This is a genomic window from Pararhizobium sp. PWRC1-1, assembly GCF_049897905.1.
Taxonomy (GTDB): domain Bacteria; phylum Pseudomonadota; class Alphaproteobacteria; order Rhizobiales; family Rhizobiaceae; genus Pararhizobium.
The window spans coordinates 45,674-63,948 of record NZ_JAFCXE010000014.1 but is presented as its reverse complement, the minus strand read 5'-3'; the positions used below and the strand labels follow the sequence as shown (position 1 = coordinate 63,948).

The window sequence follows — 18,275 nt, the reverse complement described above, 5'->3', positions numbered from 1 at the left end:
TCAGCTCCGTTCCGGAAACAGGGCTTTCAACCCTTGAGGCGATGCATCGACGATGCCGCGCTCGGTGATCAGGCCGGTGATCAGTCGCGCAGGCGTGACATCGAAGGCCGGATTGGCGGCGGGGCTGCCTTCCGGCGAGATGCGCACCGTGGCGATCGAACCATCGGCCGCGCGTCCCTGTACGAAGGTCACTTCATTGCTGTTGCGCTCCTCGATCGGGATCTCCTTGACGCCGTCATGCACGGTCCAGTCGATAGTCGGGGAGGGCAGGGCGACATAGAAGGGCACGCCATTGTCCTTGGCCGCGAGCGCCTTTAGATAGGTGCCGATCTTGTTGCAGACATCGCCGTTGGCGGTGGTCCGGTCCGTTCCGACGATGACCATGTCGATCTGGCCATGCTGCATCAGATGGCCGCCGGCGTTGTCGACGATCAGCGTATGCGGCACGCCGTGGCCGTTCAATTCCCAGGCGGTTAGCTGGGCGCCCTGGTTGCGTGGCCGCGTCTCGTCTACATAGACGTGAACCTTGATGCCTGCTTCGGTCGCCATGTAGATCGGTGCGGTGGCGGTGCCGTAATCAACGGTTGCCAGCCAGCCGGCATTGCAATGGGTCAGAATGTTAACGGGTTCGCCCGGCTTCTTCTTTGCCGCGATCTCGCGGATCACCTTCAGCCCGTTGGCGCCGATACTGCGATTGAGCTGCACGTCCTCCTCGGCGATTTCGGTGGCACGGCGATAGGCAGCGGCGGGCCGATCAGAAACCGCCACGTTCCGAAGACCGTTTCGCATTTCATCCAGCGCCCAGCGCAGGTTGATCGCGGTCGGGCGGGTTTCGTGCAGAACGTCCCAGACGGCGTCGAGCGCTTCGTTGCTGGCGTCGGTCTGCATGGCGATGGCAACACCATAGGCGGCAGTGACGCCGATCAGCGGCGCACCGCGCACCCACATGTCACGGATGGCGACGGCGACATCATCGACGGTCCTCAGCGTAACGACGCGGAACTCATGCGGCAGCCAGCGCTGGTCGATAATATCGACCGACCGGCCATCCTCGTTGCGCCAGATGGTATGGTAGTGGCGATCTCCGACGTTCAAATGACTGTCTCCTTCTCGAGGCGTTCCGCAAGCGCATTGATATCGATAATGCTGTGGATGCGGCGCCGATTGACGGCAAGGTGGCGCCCGAGCTTGAGCGCCTTGGTTTCGCAGCGTGCCCGGACGTCCGGGTCTTCGATGGTTTCGAAATCGGCATTATGGGCAAGGCCGAGGATGCGGCGGTGCATCTCGATGCCGGCAAAGCCAAGCATGTCGGTCCACAAGGTGTGCAGCACCTCATTTAGCGCCTGCTCCGATGCAAGGTGATCGCCCTGGTCTTCGAACAATGTGCGCTGGTAGAGAATACCGGTCCGCTCGGTGCGCCAGAGATGCGCAAATTCGGCCCGGAAGGTTTCCCATATCTCGACGAGAACGCGGAGAAGATAAGATCGCATCTGCTCGCGGCTGCTATCCTGTTCGTGGCCGGATTGCGAAAAATAGCTCATCCAGAAATTCGACAGCAGCATGCCGACATCGATCGCCATCGGCCCGTAGAAGGCAAACTCCGGATCGATGACCTTCGTTTCCGTGTCGGTGACCATGACCGAACCTGTATGCAGATCCCCATGCAGCAGCGTTTCGGCATTGGCGGTAAACAGATGTTTCAGCCGCTGTGCCTCGACCTTGAGATCGCGGTCAGCGCGCAGCGCCGCAACGATACCGTCAAGCTGGGGCGTGGTGAAATGGTTGAGCTTGGCGTCGAAGTATGGGTCCGAAAAAACCAGGTTTTCGGTGATGTCGCAAAGCTCGATGTTGTCGGCAAACAGCGCCAGGTCTTCCTTGCGCTTGCGCGCTTCCATCGAGAGGTCGGAGCCGCGAAACAGCGTGCGGGCAAGGAAGAGGCCAAGGTCGCGGCCGATCTTCGGCAGTTGCCGTCCATCGATCAGTGCCCGGCGCAGGATCACGTGCGGCGTCAGGAATTCCATGACGATGATCGCCTGATCGGGGTCAAAATGAAGAACCTCCGGCACCATGCCGGGATCGCGTTCTGCCTCGCGCTTCAGCGCATGATATTCGAAATAGGAACGCTTCAGCGGCAGCGGCCAGCTCTCGCCGACGAGCCGCACATAGGGCAGCGCCTGCTTGACTATGGCGCTGCCAGTCTGGCCCTCGACGATGAAGACAAGGTTGAGATTGCCGTCGCCGACCTCGCGCACCTTCCAGCGTGCACCATCTCCGCCAATCCGGCCTGCCAAGGCTGCATTGCTGCCCAGCCGCAGTGGCAAGGTCTCGGGCGTCAGCGCTTCGAAATTGTTCGTACTCATGTGTCCTCCTCTCTATCGGAGCGGCGCGCCAGGCAGAAAATATACCCGGCACCCTCCTCGTTCCGCTCCCGGCATGATGCGTCTCCACACACGTTCACGCCGTCCTTTCTCTTTTGGTAAGCCACCATTCTGTCAAATGTCAATGGGCTTGACATTTGATTAGATAGCGGCCTAACCTGATCATCAGGGAGGAGCAGATGATACAGGAACACGTTTTCCGTATTGAGGGTCTGCGCAAATCGTTCGGTCCAATCCAGGTCCTGGGTGGGGTCGATCTGAATTTGCGCGCCGGGGCCGTCACGGTACTGATGGGCGCCAACGGAGCAGGGAAATCGACACTGGTGAGGATCGTCAGCGGCGTCTATGGACGCGACGCAGGCACGATCACGCTTGCTGGTCAGCCGTATGCGCCTGTTACACCCGCCGATGCCATGCGCGCCGGTGTAGTCACCGTGCACCAGAACATCAATGACGGCGTCGTCGCCGATCTCGATGTCGCAACCAACCTGACCCTCGACCGCATGAACGGTCGTGGCGCCCACCTGATTTTCAACCCGCGGCGTATCCGTCGCGAGGCAGAGGCCGTCGCCGACCGCATGGGGCTGGCCATCGATCTCAATGCAACGGTCGCCGATCTTTCACTGGCCGACCGGCAGATGGTCTCGATTGCCCGTGCCATGGCGCATAAACCCAAGGTGCTTATTCTCGACGAGCCGACCTCGTCGCTGTCGAGTGCGGAGGCAGACCGGTTGTTCGCGTTGGTCGACCGCTTGCGCGCCCGTGGCGTTGCCATTCTCTATATTTCACACCGCATGTCCGACATCCGGCGCCTAGCCGACAGCATCGTCTCGTTGCGGGACGGCCGCATCGCCGGGCTGTTTGAAGGCGAGAACCTCGATTACGAGGGCGCGGTCAACGCCATGCTCGGCCAGAAAATCAGCCTGAGCAACATCGTTGTGCGCGACGGTACGGCCCCGGTGTTCAAGGCGGAAAACCTTAGGATCGCGCGGGGTGCAAAGCCATTTTCGATGACGTTGGGTGACGGCGAAGTGGTGGCGATCACCGGCCTTGTCGGTGTCGGCAAGACGGCCCTGGCCGAGACCCTGTTCGGTGCCCGCTTTCCTGTGTCCGGATCGATGATGCTCGACGGCCGGGCCTATGCGCCAAAAACCACACGGGCAGCGATAGACCAAGGCGTCTTCCTGGTGGCCAAGGATCGCGGCGACAGCGGCATCGTTCCGGATTTCAACATCTACGAGAATGTCAGCCTACCGTTTTTGAAGCGGATCTCGAATTTCGGCATTTCCAATCGCCGTGCCGAGCGGGCGCAGGCGCGCCAGCAGATTTCGGCACTCGGCATTGTCTGCCGAACCGAGCGCGACGAGATGCACACATTGTCAGGCGGTAATCAGCAGAAGGTCATGGTTGGCCGTTGGCTGAGCCAGGCATCGCGCCTGCTGATCCTCGACGAGCCGTTCCAGGGCGTCGATATTTCCGCGCGCCGGGATATCGCCGCGAAACTGCGGGCCTGCGCGCCAGGCCGCGCCACCGTCGTTTTCCTGACCGAACTGGACGAAGCCTTCGAGATCGCCGACCGCATTCTGGTGATGTCGGAGCACACGCTGGTCGGCGAGCACCGCAACGCCGACGTCGATGTCGACAGACTTCTGGCCGAAATTGCCGGTCAACATGAAATGGTACTTAGACATGAGCATTGAACAGACGACTGCAAGTCCATCCACCCACAAGGCCGCACCGGCGGCAGCAACGCTGACACCGCGCGAGATCGCCATCAAATACGGCTTCATCACGCTGCTCTTTGGCATGATCCTCTATTTCTGCATCATGACCAGCGGGTTTGCCTCGCCTCAGAGCGCCGTCTTCATTTTCCAGTCCGTATCGATCACCGGCATCCTGGCGCTCGGGGTGACTGCCACATTGGTGGTCGGAGGCTTCGACCTTTCGATCGGATCGGTCGCCACCACGGCAATGATGGCGTCGTCCTATGTCATGGTGGTGTTGGGTGGCGACGCGCTGACGGCAACGCTTGTCTGCCTTGCCATCGGCGTCATCGTCGGCCTGATCAACGGCTTCCTGATCGTCTACATGCGCGTGCCGGACCTTTTGGCGACGCTGGGCATGATGTTCCTGCTGGTCGGTTTGCAGCGCATTCCAACCGAAGGACGCTCGATCGCCACGGGCATGAGCATGCCGGATGGTTCGACCGCGACAGGCACGTTTAGTCCCGCCTTCCTGGCGCTCGGCCGTCACCGTTTCGATCTCGTCCTGCCCAATCTGGTGCCAGTCTCGGTCGTGGTGCTGATCGTGCTTGCCATCCTCATCTGGTTCTTCCTCGAATATACCCGCTTCGGCCGGATGATGTACGCGGTTGGCTCGAATGAGCGGGCAGCCGGGCTCGCAGGCGCGCCCGTCAATGCCTACAAGATCTGGGCCTATATCATCTCCGGCGTCTTTGCCTCGATCGGCGGCATTCTTCTGGCCGCCCGGCTCGGGCGCGGCGATATCGCCTCCGGCAACAATCTTCTACTGGATTCGGTCGCCGCAGCCCTGATCGGCTTTGCCGTGCTCGGCGCAGCCAAGCCGAATGCGTTCGGCACCGCCATCGGCGCCCTGTTCGTCGGCGTGCTTTTGCAGGGTCTGACGATGATGAACGCGCCATATTACACCCAGGACTTCGTCAAGGGCTTCGTGCTCGTCATCGCCCTGGTGTTCACCTTTGCGCTCTCGAGGAGGGGCAAACGCTAGGGAGCGCCAAGCTCCGTGCGGGACTGCAAATCAAACAACAAGTCTAATGTGGAGGAGACCCTTATGACTTTTACGCGGAGAACTTTTTCAAAGCTCGCGCTTGGAATGCTGGCTGCAACGACGCTGGGAGGCGTGTCGTTTGCCGCTGATATGCCGGCACCGTTCGACAAGCCGGGCGACGTCAAGATCGCGCTGGTACGCTACCTTTCGACCGGCGACTTCTTCCAGTCCTATCTGTCGGGCGTGGAATCGCAGGCCAAGGCGCTCGGCGTCGATCTGCGCGTGCTCGACAGCCGCCAGGACGCAGCGTTGCAGGCCGACATGGTCGACCAGGCCATCGCGCTTGGCGTTCAGGGCATCATCATCCAGCACGGCCTGACCGAATCGATGAAGGAAGCGGCCCAGCGTGCGGTTGATGCCGGCATCAAGGTCGTCGCCTTCGACGTCAATGTCGAGAACGACAAGATCCCGCAGGTCGAACAGTCCGACCGCGACCTCGCCCGTCTGGCCCTGGAACAGGCCGTCAAGGACAATGGCGAAAGCTGGAAAGCCGGTTATGTCTACGTCGCCGGCATCGCGCCGCTTGATCGCCGCGACGAGACATGGAAGGAATTCAAGAAGAAGTATTCGGGCATCGATGAAGCCGCGATGTTCGGCACGATGGACAATCCGATTGCCAACTCGGTCGCCAACCAGGCTCGCTCGGTCATATCAGCCAATCCGGACATCACCGTCATGTTCGCGCCTTACGACGAATTCGCCAAGGGCGTGAAAATTGCCGTTGATGAGGCGGGCATGTCATCCAGCGTCAAGATCTACTCGGCCGACATCTCAACCTCGGATATCGCCGCGATGCGCGAGCCGGAGAGCGCCTGGGCAGCAACTGCCGCGACCAACCCGGCTGTCGTGGGCCAGGTATCTGTGCGCACGCTGGCCATGTTGCTGGCCGGCGAAGATCCGGGCCGTAGCGTCATCGTCCCGCCGACATTGATCACCCAGAAGGACCTCAACGACAACGACATCAAGAACATGGAAGAACTCGGCGCCAAGCTGCCGCAGTTCGCCCATGCCGATGTCGCCATGCCGGCGTGGATGCCGAACCCGAACGCCAAGTAATCCACACCTCCAGTGGCAACTCAGGGCGGCCCGGGCCGCCCTTTTTTTGGTACTCGGTCCAGAGCTTAATTGCGCGTATATCCAGAAAGGATATCTCCCTTGGCTCTTTTCATTCGCGATGATGATGCGCTCGCAGCACAGCTGCCGACAGGCCTGCAGCGTGAACTTGATCGCGTGCAGCAGCAACGCCAGTTGCGGGATCGGATTGCCAAGGCCCAGGCTATGGTCGGGGCAATGGGTGCCAGCAACCCGAATTTCGATATGAAAACATTTACCGATGGATAATCTCTGATGTTCCTCGATGCGTCCGTCATTGTGGCGATCATTGCCCGCGAACCCGGCTGGAAGGAGATCGTCAAGCGGCTGGAAATTGGTGATGGTGCGTCCGTGGTCTCGCCGGTCGCCCGTTTCGAAGCCGTGCTTGCCATCGCCCGGAAATTCCAGCCGCCGGACAAGCCGAAGAGCAAGTAGCCATTGCCGCAGCCAATGCCGCCGTCACGGAGTGTCTGTCAGCGGTCTGGGCCACGGAGATGGCTGTGACGCCGGAAATCGGCTCGATAGCCATCGAGACAGCCATGATCTACGGCAAGGCGGTTGGCCACCCGGCGGATCTCAACTTCGGAGACTGTTTCAGCTACGCCTGTGCGAAGGCCATGAACATCGCCCTTGAATACAACGGCGATGCCTTCGCGTTAACCGATCGCCTGAACGAGGTCTTGATCATGGCTTACCGCATTGCCGCAGCGATATTCCCGCCATCGACGGTGGTCACATCGGCGGTGGTGCGCTCGGCCAAAGCCTGATGTACAAAGGCCTGGGCTACGTCGTCGGCCGTAACCTCAAGGCCCAGCAGGTTGCCGCCCATGTAATCCGTGACGGAGAGGCCGCGTGCCGCCGAACGGTTTGTAATCATCTCCTCATTGAGCAGACCTGAGCGGATACGGTCGGCATTGACAGCGTTCGAGCGGATGCCGTCCTTGCCGTGTTCCAGAGCATACTGGCGCGACAGGAAAAGTGCTGCTGCTTTGGGCAGACCGTAGGCACCGAAATTGGCGCCGGGATTGACCGCCTGTTTGCTGGCATTGAACAACAAGACACCGCCAGTGGCCTGCTCCTTCATGATCCTCACCGCATTCTGCGCAACGCTCTGATGCGAGAAGAAATTCAGCTCAAAGCTCTTGCGCAGCAGAACATCGTCCATGGTGGCAATCGGGCCCTCCCAGGCGGCACCTGCATTGGAGACAACGATATCGACGCCGCCATAGGTGGTGACGGCGGCATCGAAGGCTGCGCGAACCGAGGCAGGGTCGGTGACGTCGCAGGCGAGGCCGATCGATTGATTGCCGTTCGACTTTGCAACCTCTGCCGCCTTGGCACCGTCAAGATCAAGCACCACGACATGGGCACCTTCACGGGCAAAAGCCTTTGCGGTTGCCGCGCCGATCGCGCCCGCGCCACCGGTGACGACCGCGACCTGCCCGGTGAATGGTTTGGCCTTGGCGCCAGCGAGCTTTGCCTGCTCCAGCGACCAGTATTCGAGATCGAACAAATCAGGCTTGCTGACCGGCTGGAACCGCCCGATGGATTCGGCGTCGCGGGCTGCCTCGATCCACATTTCTCCGACATCGGCAGCGATTTTGGCATCCTTCAGGGTGCGGCCATGGCCGAACATGCCTAGCCCCGGCACCAGCGTCAAACGCGGCATCGGATCCAGCATGACGCGTGTGACGTCGTCGCGTCCGTCATTTGCCTCAAAATAGGCGGTATAGTCCTTGGCAAAGGCCGCAACACGCTCGGCGATGACGGCCTTGTATCCATCCAGATTGTTCGCATCCGGCGCTGGCAGCACCATCGGTCCCGTCTTGATGCGGATGGACAGGTCCGGCGTCGAAACGCCGCGCGAAGCCATGTCCTCGACTTGTACGGCGTTGACGAAATCGAGGATTGCCGGCGAGGTGCGGAACTCGCCGATCATCCGGTCGTACCGGCCTTCACCCTTGGAGACCGCGACGGCACCGCGCAACATGGCCGCGATATCGTTGGGCGTGGCGAGATTTGCGGGCAGGGCGGCTGGGGTGAAGGGGTTCCGGCCGTTTTTGGCCACGTAGTCTTCGGCCAGGGTCACATAGTGGATCATCAGGTCATAGGCTTTCTTGGCGGTGGCGCCAAAGGTGAAGATACCGTGCTTGTCGAGGATCAGGCCGTCCACCGTCGGGTCCCGGTCGAAAACTTCGGCGGCCAGCTTGGCAAGATCGAACCCGGGCATCACATAGGGCACCAGGCCCATCTTCGGCCCAAACACCTTGGCGCAGACCTCCATGCTGCCCTCAAGATCGGCAATCGCCAGAACGCCGGTCGAATGGGTGTGGTCAACGAACTTGTGCGGGATGAAGGCGTGCAGCAGTGCCTCGACGGACGGATTTGGCGAGGCCGGATCAATCAGGTTGGCGCGCTGCAAGGTCACCATGTCCTCGTCGGACAGCTTGGTCAGCTTGCGCGCTTTCAGCAGAGGCGCAATCTTGACGGCGGGAAGGCCCGCCGGTTCGATGGTGCCCATGTCCCAACCGCTGCCCTTGACGCAGAGAACATCCCATTGGTCGCCGACGAGATCGCGGACGGTGGTCTTCACCGATGTATTGCCGCCGCCATGCAGAACCAGCCGCGGGTCGCCGCCGAGCAGCCGCGTCGTATAGGTGCGCAGGGCGAGGTCGCGATTGATCCCTTTACCGGCATAGGCGGCAACCATGGTTTCCGCGTCGGCATCGTTCCAGAGATTTTCCATTGCCTTCTTCCCTTGGACAGGTTTAAGGCCCGGGCGTACCGGGCAAATCGTAAGTGTGGATTGGATAGTTACGTCGTGCGGCGACTGCGGCCTTCGAAATTCCACCGGTCGAGCAACCGCCGCGCCATGGACGTTGTCACCACCAGGTGCGAAGCGAAACCGCCGTTGATCGCCGCGACCAGGGGCTCGAACTTGCTGTCTTCCTGAACCACCATCATGCGTTTGGCGATGGCGCGGATCGAGCCGAGATCAGCGGAAATGCAGCGCCGGTTATGGGCGCAATCGAGCCACTGGCCTTCGGCATCGATGATCTGGCCGGCGATGACACCGGCAGCGCCTGTCTCTCCCAGCGCATGCATTTCGGCAGGGGTGAGGGCTCCGCACTTCACCAGATGGCTATCATCCTCGATACCGCCAACGGAGTATAGCGCAAGCTGACAGTCTGAAATCGTTGCAAGCTGCTCGCGAATGACAGGCTCGTTGCGCAGTGCGTCCGCCAGCAGCTCGGAACTCAGCACGAGCGGCGCGTAGACGTTGATGCCCTCGGCATTCAGACGACGGGCGATTTCGGTCGTGCACTGGTCGGGGCGATACGAATAGGGCGCGCCCAGATTGCCGCAGAGCTGAACGACGGTCACCCCTTGCAGGTCGGCATAGGGCATGACATCGGCCAAATGATAGACGGTGCGGCCCCAGGCAACGCCGACGCGGTCGCCCTTAGTGATCAGTTCGAGAAACACGGCAGCTGCCACAACAGGCATTTCCGCTGTCGGGTCCATGGCATGACGGTCCTCCGGCACGATCCAGACGGAGGCAAGCCCGAGCGCATCTTCCAGTTCGCGCGCCAGCACGTCGCCGGCAAAAAGCTGTGTCGACGTCGAGATATTGACGATACCCGTCTCGCGTGCGCGGCGAAGATAGGTCGCGACTGAGGCACGGGAAATGTTCAGGTGCTGCGCCACTTCGTCCTGCCGCAGACCGTGGGTGTAATAAAGCCAGGCGGCCTTGTGCAGAATCTGATCTGTAGACCGGGCGGGCATCGTTTCTCCTTCGATAGATCGATATTAGACAATAGTCACGAGGTTTGACAAAAGTCAAACATTGCGTTCGGAGGTGGATATTAACTCCGCTACGCATCTTCCCGGCGATCGCGCCGAGCGCCCAAGAATGTCTGAACTGCGCGCCATCACGGATTGAACCGAGTCAAGAATGCTGAGATGTAATTTCGGCATTCAGAGACACTTAAAAAGAATGCAAAAAGTCGGCCACCATGCGGTGACCGGCCTCGATGCGGCCTTTCATGCGCAATTCACTGGATGCCGTGATCTTCATGATTGCCAATGCCAGGGGCGCAGACCGTTTCGACGAGACGGTTTCGGTATTTATGAACAGGATGGAGATCGCGGCGGCAGGCGAGCGCACGGAAGCTGCGGTTCGCAAGATCGCTGGCGACATTGGAATCGATCAACTCGCGTTTGACCAGGCCGTCGCCAACCAGCCCTATCTCCATCAATTGACGAGAGCGACGAGCGAAGCCCGTGATGCCTTCAGTGTCACAGGCACGCCATCGTTCTTTGTTAGCGGGAAGCAGGTCGTGTTCAGGCTGTCGATGCGGCTGCACGCCGTTGAATGATCGCAAGGGCGGCGAAATTTACAAACTGGCGCTGCCGGAGGTAGCCTTCGCCCGTTCAGCACCACAAAATTCATGAGGCACCCCGCCGGAATGAGGATGCACCGGGCGCCCGAAGGAGAAGCCTGACGGCTTGCGCCGTAACGGAAACTCATGCCGGACCGCTTTAGATGCGGGGCGTATCTCCCAACAGCCGACTTGAGAAAATGGGCAATTTCGGAAAATCTCTATCGTGTTTCTTGTTTGAGGTGGGCTGGAGGGTTTCGAACGATGATCACCAAAATCACATATCTGGCGCTGGGTTTCCTGGTAACCGCCACACTACTGACTGCCACAAGCGCGCTCTCCCCACGGGATGTGCAGCTGAGCAAGATGGGCCGTTTGACCGGAGCCGCCCCCTCTAACGGTTTCCTGATGGAACGCTTTGCGGGATAGCGCGTATTGGGTGGTGATCTGCCTTGACGGGCATTTTCAACGACGTGATTCCAATGCACGCGGCAGTTTTGGTCAGACCATCGCTTCAAGTAGCGGCGGTATCGCCGTGCAGAGTTTCCCTGGGCACCCATAAAAATGGGTCGTCCCTATCTGGATTGGCCGGGTTTGGAATTACCTGCGGTTGACGGGCGAATGCCCCGACACCTCTGCACCAGCGTTCTGCTGCAGTCCGAAAAATCTCAATGAAGCTAGTATCCCGATCGTGCCGATCGCGATGAACGACCATCGAAAATCAGTGAGCGACAGGGCTACGCCACCGCGCAGATGCTGAGATAGGCTGAGAACCGCGGCAGCGACGGCAACACCCAGCACCATCGAAAATTGCTGCAACATGCTGGACAGTGTCGATGCCGAACTGCGTTGCGCTGGCGTGATGTCGGCGAAGCCCAGCATATTCAATGCTGTAAACTGCATGGAGCGGGATAGCCCTGCGACGAACAGGAGCGCGTAGATTGCCAAATCCGGTGTCGCTGGAGATAGAATGGCGCAAGTGGCGATGGAAGCCGAGGCAAGCACGCCGTTGACCACAAGGATCGTTCGGAAACCGAACCGGCGCAGAAGCGGTGTCGTGACAGACTTCATCGCAAGATTTCCGGCGAACCAGAATATCCCGGTCGCGATTGCATCGAGGCCGAAACCGACCTGGAAGAGCAGCGGGATCAGGAAGGGCATGGCGTTGATAGCAAGCCTTGAAGCGGTGCCGGCAGAAAGGGTCGAAAAGGCAAAGGTCGGGATGGCGAAAAGTGAAAGGTCCAGAAGCGGATTGGCGGTTCTGCGAAAATGGCGGATAGCCCAGGCGGAAAGGGCAAAGCCCACGGCAAAAAAGCCCATGACCTGATATGAAGACACAGTTCCATGAACGAAACTTTCCAATCCGGCCAGCAACAGGGTGAGGCCGAGCGCGGACAGCACGAAGCCGAGGAGATCCAGCCTGTCTGTATCCGCCTCCTTTTGCTGCGGCACGAAATGCCAGACAAGCGCAAGACCGGTAAGACCGATCGGGATGTTGATGAAAAAGTTCCAGTGCCAGCTGGCATAGGTGGTGATGACGCTGCCAAGCACCGGCCCGATGACAGGTGCGATAAGAGCCGGCCAGGTGATCAATGCGACGGCGTTGACGAGGTCACGTTTCGACGCATTTCGCAGCACGATCATCCGTCCGATCGGGTTCATCAGCGCGCTACCGAACCCCTGGACAGCGCGGGCGGCGATGAACTCTGCGAGCGTCGTGGACAGGCCGCAGAAAAGCGACGCGATCACGAAGATCGCAATCGCCGCCATGAAGCCATTTGCGGGCGCCGTACCGCCTCCCCAGCCTGGAATCCGCAATTGACCTTTGCGGCGGCGGCGCAACCGTTTATTTCAGGCCCTGAAAGAGACGGCGCTTTGCGGCAACCGGGAGGTCCCGCCTCTCGGCCAGAGACATAGATAGACATATTTTAAGGGTCCTGGTCTGGTGCCGGGAATGTCGGACGGATGCCGCTGGAGCCCCTGTGAGACCTAGTTAGCCGCGCCCAAAGTGATGAATTTTCCATCAGCCGAATGATTGTCGCCCTCTCGAAACTGAACGGAAATTCTCTGAGAAAGGGTGGCTGGAAAGGGGTGATTAACCTTTATTTTCTATTGAAAAGGTGTGTGCCCATTGCCCGTGAATTTTGAGTGAGCAGGTTCCTATGCGTCTTTCCCGAACCAACTTTTCGAACGCCTTCGACAATACGGGAGAGCAGAGCCCGGACAATCATTTGGGGAAGAGCGAGTTCCAGCGCCGTATCTACGGCGCTCCGCTGGAGGCGAAGGCTGAAGAGGGCCTGTACGAAGCTGATACAGATGCTATGGCCGAAATCGAAGGCAGGGGCGATGCCCCCGTCTGGCAAAGTGCGTTCGTGCTCGGCCCAAACGTACGGTTCACTCGGACTCCGGAAAGCGTCTATTCGAAGCGGCCCTCTGCGGATGTGACCAGGGAAGCGGAAACCCCGGATGTCCCCACCGATCCGGTTCTGGCTAGCTATGAGCCTATGGATGTTGTTTGCCCGCCGGTGATCGAACAGTTTCATCCGGCGGTTCAGGTGGAAGAGCCAACGTCCGGCATTCAGTTGCTTTCGCTCCGTCTGAAACACGAACTCGAAACGAAAGCCGCGGCATCTGTTGTTAAGGAGGAGTCGGACCAAGCCGACGTTGATCTCGCCTGTTTTCCCGCCGAGGACCGTGTTGTGTCCGCGGATGTTCCTGAACCAGTATTTGTGCGGTCCAACTCCTTTCTGCATGTTTCCGACGAAGTGTTCTGGGACACGATGGATATGGAAGCCGACATGGATGCCCTTGTACCGGCGTTGCGATGGCAGCCGCCGGCTTATCAGGTCGCGCCCAATTCTGTGACCGCGCTTTACCGCGAAATCGGTGTCAAGCTGGCTGATCGCGCGGTTTCGGCGCCGCTGTTGTCGATGCCGGTGATTTCCGATCCCGTTTCCGCCCCCGTCGCTGCCCAAACGCCGCTGCAGATGAAGGAACAGGTGGGCGAAGAGCCCGAATTGTGTGTTGCAGCCGCAGCCGCGCCCCCAGAGCCGGCGCGCGTTGCAAAGCTAGCAGTGACAGCAATCCGGCCTATCCGTGCCGTGCGCCCGGATACATTTGTCGCTATCCCGGATTTCGCGCCGGACGGCGGCAGCGCCGAATATGTTTTCCCACCTGTCGAGCTTTTGCAGGAGCCGGCGGTTCAGCAGACAGCTGTTATCACCCAGGAAGCGCTTGAACAGAGCGCCGGCCTACTGGAGAGCGTGCTGGAAGATTTCGGAGTACGCGGCGAGATCATCGATGTCCGGCCGGGACCGGTCGTCACACTTTACGAATTCGAGCCGGCGCCGGGCGTAAAGTCGTCGCGTGTCATCGGTCTCTCCGACGATATCGCCCGGTCGATGTCGGCCTTGTCGGCCCGTGTCGCTGTTGTGCCTGGTCGTAACGTCATCGGTATCGAGTTGCCGAACCCGGTGCGTGAAACCGTCTATTTCCGCGAGTTGATCGAATCGGAAAACTACCAGGAGACCCGGTTCAAGCTGGCGCTCTGCCTGGGCAAAACCATAGGCGGCGAACCGGTCATTGCCGAGCTTGCCAAGATGCCGCATCTTCTGGTCGCCGGCACGACAGGCTCGGGCAAATCGGTTGCCATCAATACGATGATCCTGTCGCTGCTCTACCGGCTAAAGCCCGAGGAATGCCGCCTGATCATGGTGGATCCGAAGATGCTCGAACTGTCGGTCTATGACGGCATCCCGCATCTCCTGACCCCAGTGGTTACCGACCCGAAAAAGGCGGTGATGGCACTGAAATGGGCCGTGCGCGAAATGGAAGACCGCTACCGCAAGATGTCGCGGCTCGGCGTGCGTAATATCGATGGCTACAATGCACGTGCAGCGCTGGCGCGGTCAAAGGGCGAAACGATCCTTTGCAGCGTGCAGACCGGGTTTGACCGCTCGACCGGCGAAGCCATTTTCGAACAGGAAGAAATGGACCTCGCGCCGATGCCCTATATCGTCGTCATCGTCGATGAGATGGCCGACCTGATGATGGTTGCGGGCAAGGAGATCGAGGGCGCAATCCAGCGGCTGGCCCAGATGGCCCGCGCTGCCGGCATCCATCTGATCATGGCGACCCAGCGACCGTCCGTCGATGTCATCACCGGCACGATCAAGGCCAATTTCCCAACGCGGATTTCCTTCCAGGTCACCTCGAAGATCGACAGCCGCACCATCCTTGGCGAACAGGGTGCAGAACATCTTCTGGGGCAGGGAGACATGCTGCATATGGTCGGTGGCGGGCGTATTGCCCGTGTCCACGGGCCGTTTGTTTCGGACGAGGAGGTCGAAAAGGTTGTCGCCCATCTGAAGACGCAAGGCCGGCCGGAATATTTGGGCACCGTCACGGAAGATGCCGAAGAGATCGAGGATACAGCCGAAGAAGACGCCGCAGTTTTCGACAAGGGCGCAATGGCCGAGGAGGATGGCAACGATCTCTACGACAAGGCGGTCAAGGTCGTCCTGCGGGACAAGAAATGCTCCACCTCCTATATCCAGCGCCGCCTGCAGATCGGCTATAACAAGGCCGCATCTCTGGTCGAGCGGATGGAGCGGGAAGGCCTCGTCGGACAGGCCAACCACGTCGGTAAGCGCTCGATTCTCTCGGTAGGCCGGGAGCCGGTAGAGATGCCGGTTGCTGATGACGAATAAGTGTGGGTACGCAGGCCCGTTGGTTCAAATGCAATCGTATAGGCGGCGGCGACCGACTGTAAACGAAGTCAGGAGCGCAGCATGTGAATGACTTCACCTGCAATGGCGGTTTGAATAACAGCCATTGCAGGGGCGAGCATTCGGCCGGGCCGGTTGCCGACGTTTGGCTGCGTTCCATACGGCACCGGCGACAATCGCCCTTCGCTGCCGGTCGGCTATGGTTTTTCAGGTATAGACGCAGTCGTCTCCGATGAAACGCCGGCGGGGACAGAACGTTCGCTACCCATTGCCAAATGCAGGATCATGGCGGTCGCCATCGTGAAGATGACAATTGTGATCTTTGCACCTCTCTCTGATTTTACCATGGCTGCATCCTCGTTTTCCGCAGATGTGTCAAATCGGAACAACGTGATATTCGTATGACGCCGGCTTCAATGTTCCCCCGGTAACGGCGAACATGGTTAACGATTTGTTGATGGCGCGGTGACGCAGGTTGTCATCAGCCCCGATCCCGGGCTGGCATGCTGACCTTCTCGACACAGTAGCGGGGGATGCTCATGTGATCGCGATTCCGATAAAAATCGATGCAGAATTCGACCTTGAAGCGCTTTGAAACGTGCCTGCGGCGCGAATAGATCAGATTGACTGCGGTCTTCGGTGAGCTCCATGCGCCCAGCACGGGTATGAGCAGGCCCGCCTGCCGTTCCGTTTCGACGAAGAATTCCGGTAGATAGGCGAACCCTTCGCCCGCGACCGCGAAATATTTGATCGTCCAGTAATCGTTGGTGATGCAGGTCGCGGCCGGTAGCAAGTCGACCTCCGTCTCGCCGTCCTGGTCAGATACCTGAATTGCAGCCGCGTCGTTGGGGCAGCGCATGGAGTATCGGAACACCGGCCGCATGATGAACTATTTTCCGCAGGTACTTACACATTTCCTTTGGGTTTTTCGTGATGACCACCAAAGGCAAATCGCATGGCGGACAGAAGCTTGTCGCCGAATTCGGATTCGCCTTGTGAGCTGAATCGCTGAAACAAGGCGGAAGACAGAACGGGGACGGGGACACCCGTGTCGATGGCGGCTTTAAGGGTCCAGCGACCCTCGCCCGAATCCGAAACCCGGCCGCTATAGGCGGATAGTCCGGGGTCCCGCTTGAGCGCGTCCGCCGTCAGGTCAAGCAGCCAGGAACTGATGACACTGCCATGCCGCCAGACTTCCGACACTGCCGCCATGTCGATATCGAATTTGTAGTATTCCGGCGTTTGAAGCGGACTTGTTTCCGCATCGGCCTCACGCTTTTCATTGCCGGAATTGGCGGCCTTGAGGATGTTCATGCCCTCGGCATAGGCTGCCATCATGCCGTATTCGATGCCGTTGTGAACCATTTTGACGAAGTGGCCCGCGCCGCTCGGACCGCAATGGAGATAGCCGAGATGGGCTGTGCGAAGGCCTTCGCTGCTGGCCGCTGCGCCGGCGTCTTTGCCCGGAGCAAGTGTTGCAAAGACAGGATCGAGATGCTGGACGGCCGCTTCCGGGCCGCCGATCATCAGGCAATAACCTCGTTCAAGGCCCCACACGCCACCACTGGTGCCGACATCGATATAGTTTATGCCCTTCGAGTGGAGCTGCGCGGCCTTGTCGACGGCGTCATGATAGTGAGAGTTTCCGCCATCGATAATGATATCGCCTGAGGTCATCAGAGCGGACAGCCTATCGACATTTGTGCCGGTGAGTGCCGCCGGAAGCATCAGCCATGCGCAGGCCGGTTTCTTCAATCTGGCCACAAAATCCTCCGGAGAAGTCGAGCCCGTGGCACCTTCAACGACGAGAGCTGCGACGCTGGCCGGATTGATATCGTAGACGATGCACTCATGACCGTCGCGCAACAGGCGCCGGACCATGTTCGCGCCCATCCTGCCCAATCCTATCATTCCGATCTGCATGGGTGTGTCCTTTTTGATAAAGTTGACGCCGAAAGCATAGAGAAACCCAGGATGTATTTAGGGCGGTAATGGCGATGGTGAGGCCGATTACCGATTACACTTACTTGCTTACTCAGGCGAAGATGAGAAGAGGCAACGAGAACACGAACAGCGTTAGAGCTACGACCGTTGTCAAGCGCCTCATTCGCCGGTTCCGCCGGCCTTCCCAATCATACGTCATCAAATCCCCCGGAATTCGAGAACCGGCGCCCGCTCGTCCGATTCGCAAAGGCCAGGCCTGGTGTGTCGCTCCTCGTAAACGAGGACGGGCAGATAGAGCCGGCGGCAACCGCGTCAACGATCAGGCGAAGAAAAACTCATGACATGTAGCAAGTGGCAGCTTCCTTCCTGCGCCGGACGTGCCAGGGCTCACGGTCCCATGCATTCGCCGCTTCAATTTGAGAGACGTCCGGCCTGCGCGAGTTCATCTGCGCGTTCGTTGCCAACAAGACCTGCATGTCCTTTGCACCAGGCAACGGTCAATAGCTGGTTCCGGCGCAATTGAAGGTCGATAGCCTTCCAAAGCTCTGCGTTGGCGATGGACCGGCTTCTGGCGTTCGCCTGAGGAACGATTTTCTTCCAGCCGTTGTTCACCCAGATATGCCGCCAGTGATTACAGCCTTTTACGGCGTAGACGGAATCGGACCAGATAATTGCGTGAGCACCCGGCGCCGTGCCGTTGATCCATATCACCGCCTTGAGCACGGCGATGAGCTCCGTTGCGTTATTTGTGGTCTGTAAGACCTTGCCGAAGTTGGAAGCGATTTCCGCGCCGTCACGGTACGCCACGAATGCCCAGCCGCCTTGGGCAGAAAGTGGATCACAACAACCGTCTGCGAAGAGGTGGAGTTCGCTATGATGAGTTTCCATTGTTCCTGTCGTAGACCTTAACGAGACATAATGGCTACGCATCCTTGTGCAAAGCC

17 protein-coding genes and 1 pseudogene are annotated in these 18,275 nt (G+C 59.5%); 10 read left to right on the top strand and 8 right to left on the bottom strand.

Going from position 1 to position 18,275, the window contains the following annotated elements:
• Both mtnA and mtnK read right to left on the bottom strand, forming a co-directional pair.
• A complete protein-coding gene (gene mtnA, locus ACP7E0_RS20825; RefSeq protein WP_426127436.1) occupies positions 1-1,095 on the bottom strand; it encodes an S-methyl-5-thioribose-1-phosphate isomerase in 1,095 nt (364 codons plus the stop codon).
• Positions 1,092-2,360 (bottom strand): S-methyl-5-thioribose kinase, encoded by a 1,269-nt coding sequence (mtnK, locus tag ACP7E0_RS20820; RefSeq protein ID WP_426127434.1) that lies wholly within the window; start codon positions 2,358-2,360, stop codon positions 1,092-1,094. Before mtnK ends, mtnA begins: the two co-directional genes overlap by 4 nt.
• 197 nt (positions 2,361-2,557) lie before the next feature.
• Between mtnK and ACP7E0_RS20815 the strand changes: the two genes are divergently transcribed.
• The 6 genes from ACP7E0_RS20815 to ACP7E0_RS20790 all read left to right on the top strand — a co-directional run bounded on the left by ACP7E0_RS20815 (position 2,558) and on the right by ACP7E0_RS20790 (position 7,045).
• Entirely contained in the window at positions 2,558-4,078 is a 1,521-nt protein-coding gene (locus tag ACP7E0_RS20815) for a sugar ABC transporter ATP-binding protein (RefSeq protein WP_426127432.1), read from the top strand.
• Positions 4,068-5,126, top strand: a complete 1,059-nt coding sequence (locus ACP7E0_RS20810; protein ID WP_426127430.1) for an ABC transporter permease — start codon at positions 4,068-4,070, stop codon at positions 5,124-5,126. Before ACP7E0_RS20815 ends, ACP7E0_RS20810 begins: the two co-directional genes overlap by 11 nt.
• Before the next feature lie 63 nt (positions 5,127-5,189).
• A complete protein-coding gene (locus tag ACP7E0_RS20805) occupies positions 5,190-6,242 on the top strand; it encodes a substrate-binding domain-containing protein (protein WP_426127429.1) in 1,053 nt (350 codons plus the stop codon).
• Positions 6,243-6,341: 99 nt separating this feature from the next.
• Complete coding sequence (locus ACP7E0_RS20800; protein ID WP_426127427.1) at positions 6,342-6,527, top strand: type II toxin-antitoxin system VapB family antitoxin; 186 nt, start codon at positions 6,342-6,344, stop codon at positions 6,525-6,527.
• A gap of 6 nt (positions 6,528-6,533) precedes the next feature.
• Entirely contained in the window at positions 6,534-6,713 is a 180-nt protein-coding gene (locus ACP7E0_RS20795) for a PIN domain-containing protein (RefSeq protein WP_426127425.1), read from the top strand.
• A gap of 65 nt (positions 6,714-6,778) precedes the next feature.
• The gene (locus tag ACP7E0_RS20790; protein ID WP_426127423.1) at positions 6,779-7,045 is read left to right on the top strand and encodes a hypothetical protein; all 267 of its coding nucleotides are present in this window, start codon (positions 6,779-6,781) and stop codon (positions 7,043-7,045) included.
• Here ACP7E0_RS20790 and ACP7E0_RS20785 read toward each other — a convergent pair.
• Complete coding sequence (locus ACP7E0_RS20785; protein ID WP_426127421.1) at positions 6,970-9,024, bottom strand: bifunctional aldolase/short-chain dehydrogenase; 2,055 nt, start codon at positions 9,022-9,024, stop codon at positions 6,970-6,972. The genes ACP7E0_RS20790 and ACP7E0_RS20785 overlap by 76 nt on opposite strands.
• Before the next feature lie 68 nt (positions 9,025-9,092).
• Positions 9,093-10,064, bottom strand: a complete 972-nt coding sequence (locus ACP7E0_RS20780) for a sugar-binding transcriptional regulator (RefSeq protein ID WP_426127419.1) — start codon at positions 10,062-10,064, stop codon at positions 9,093-9,095.
• Positions 10,065-10,312: 248 nt separating this feature from the next.
• Between ACP7E0_RS20780 and ACP7E0_RS20775 the strand changes: the two genes are divergently transcribed.
• Positions 10,313-10,657, top strand: a complete 345-nt coding sequence (locus ACP7E0_RS20775) for a DsbA family protein (RefSeq protein WP_426127417.1) — start codon at positions 10,313-10,315, stop codon at positions 10,655-10,657.
• A gap of 267 nt (positions 10,658-10,924) precedes the next feature.
• Positions 10,925-11,089, top strand: a complete 165-nt coding sequence (locus ACP7E0_RS20770) for a hypothetical protein (protein WP_426127415.1) — start codon at positions 10,925-10,927, stop codon at positions 11,087-11,089.
• A gap of 171 nt (positions 11,090-11,260) precedes the next feature.
• On the opposite strand, the pseudogene ACP7E0_RS20765 reads toward ACP7E0_RS20770, so the two are convergent.
• Positions 11,261-12,464, bottom strand: a pseudogene (locus tag ACP7E0_RS20765) (MFS transporter); the annotation flags it as partial.
• Positions 12,465-12,822: 358 nt separating this feature from the next.
• On the opposite strand from ACP7E0_RS20765, the gene ACP7E0_RS20760 reads away from it, so the two are divergent.
• Positions 12,823-15,369 (top strand): DNA translocase FtsK, encoded by a 2,547-nt coding sequence (locus ACP7E0_RS20760; RefSeq protein WP_426127413.1) that lies wholly within the window; start codon positions 12,823-12,825, stop codon positions 15,367-15,369.
• A gap of 153 nt (positions 15,370-15,522) precedes the next feature.
• Positions 15,523-15,792 (top strand): hypothetical protein, encoded by a 270-nt coding sequence (locus ACP7E0_RS20755; protein WP_426127411.1) that lies wholly within the window; start codon positions 15,523-15,525, stop codon positions 15,790-15,792.
• A gap of 76 nt (positions 15,793-15,868) precedes the next feature.
• Here the strand turns inward: ACP7E0_RS20755 and ACP7E0_RS20750 are convergent, their stop codons facing one another.
• The 3 genes from ACP7E0_RS20750 to ACP7E0_RS20740 form a co-directional block, all read right to left on the bottom strand.
• Positions 15,869-16,246 carry a LysR substrate-binding domain-containing protein gene (locus ACP7E0_RS20750; protein ID WP_426127410.1) on the bottom strand — a complete coding sequence of 126 codons (378 nt, stop codon included), beginning with the start codon at positions 16,244-16,246 and terminating at the stop codon, positions 15,869-15,871.
• A 47-nt stretch (positions 16,247-16,293) separates the two neighbouring features.
• Entirely contained in the window at positions 16,294-17,310 is a 1,017-nt protein-coding gene (gnd, locus tag ACP7E0_RS20745; protein WP_426127408.1) for a phosphogluconate dehydrogenase (NAD(+)-dependent, decarboxylating), read from the bottom strand.
• A 432-nt stretch (positions 17,311-17,742) separates the two neighbouring features.
• Entirely contained in the window at positions 17,743-18,219 is a 477-nt protein-coding gene (locus ACP7E0_RS20740; protein WP_426127406.1) for a ribonuclease H family protein, read from the bottom strand.
• Positions 18,220-18,275 lie beyond the last annotated feature (56 nt).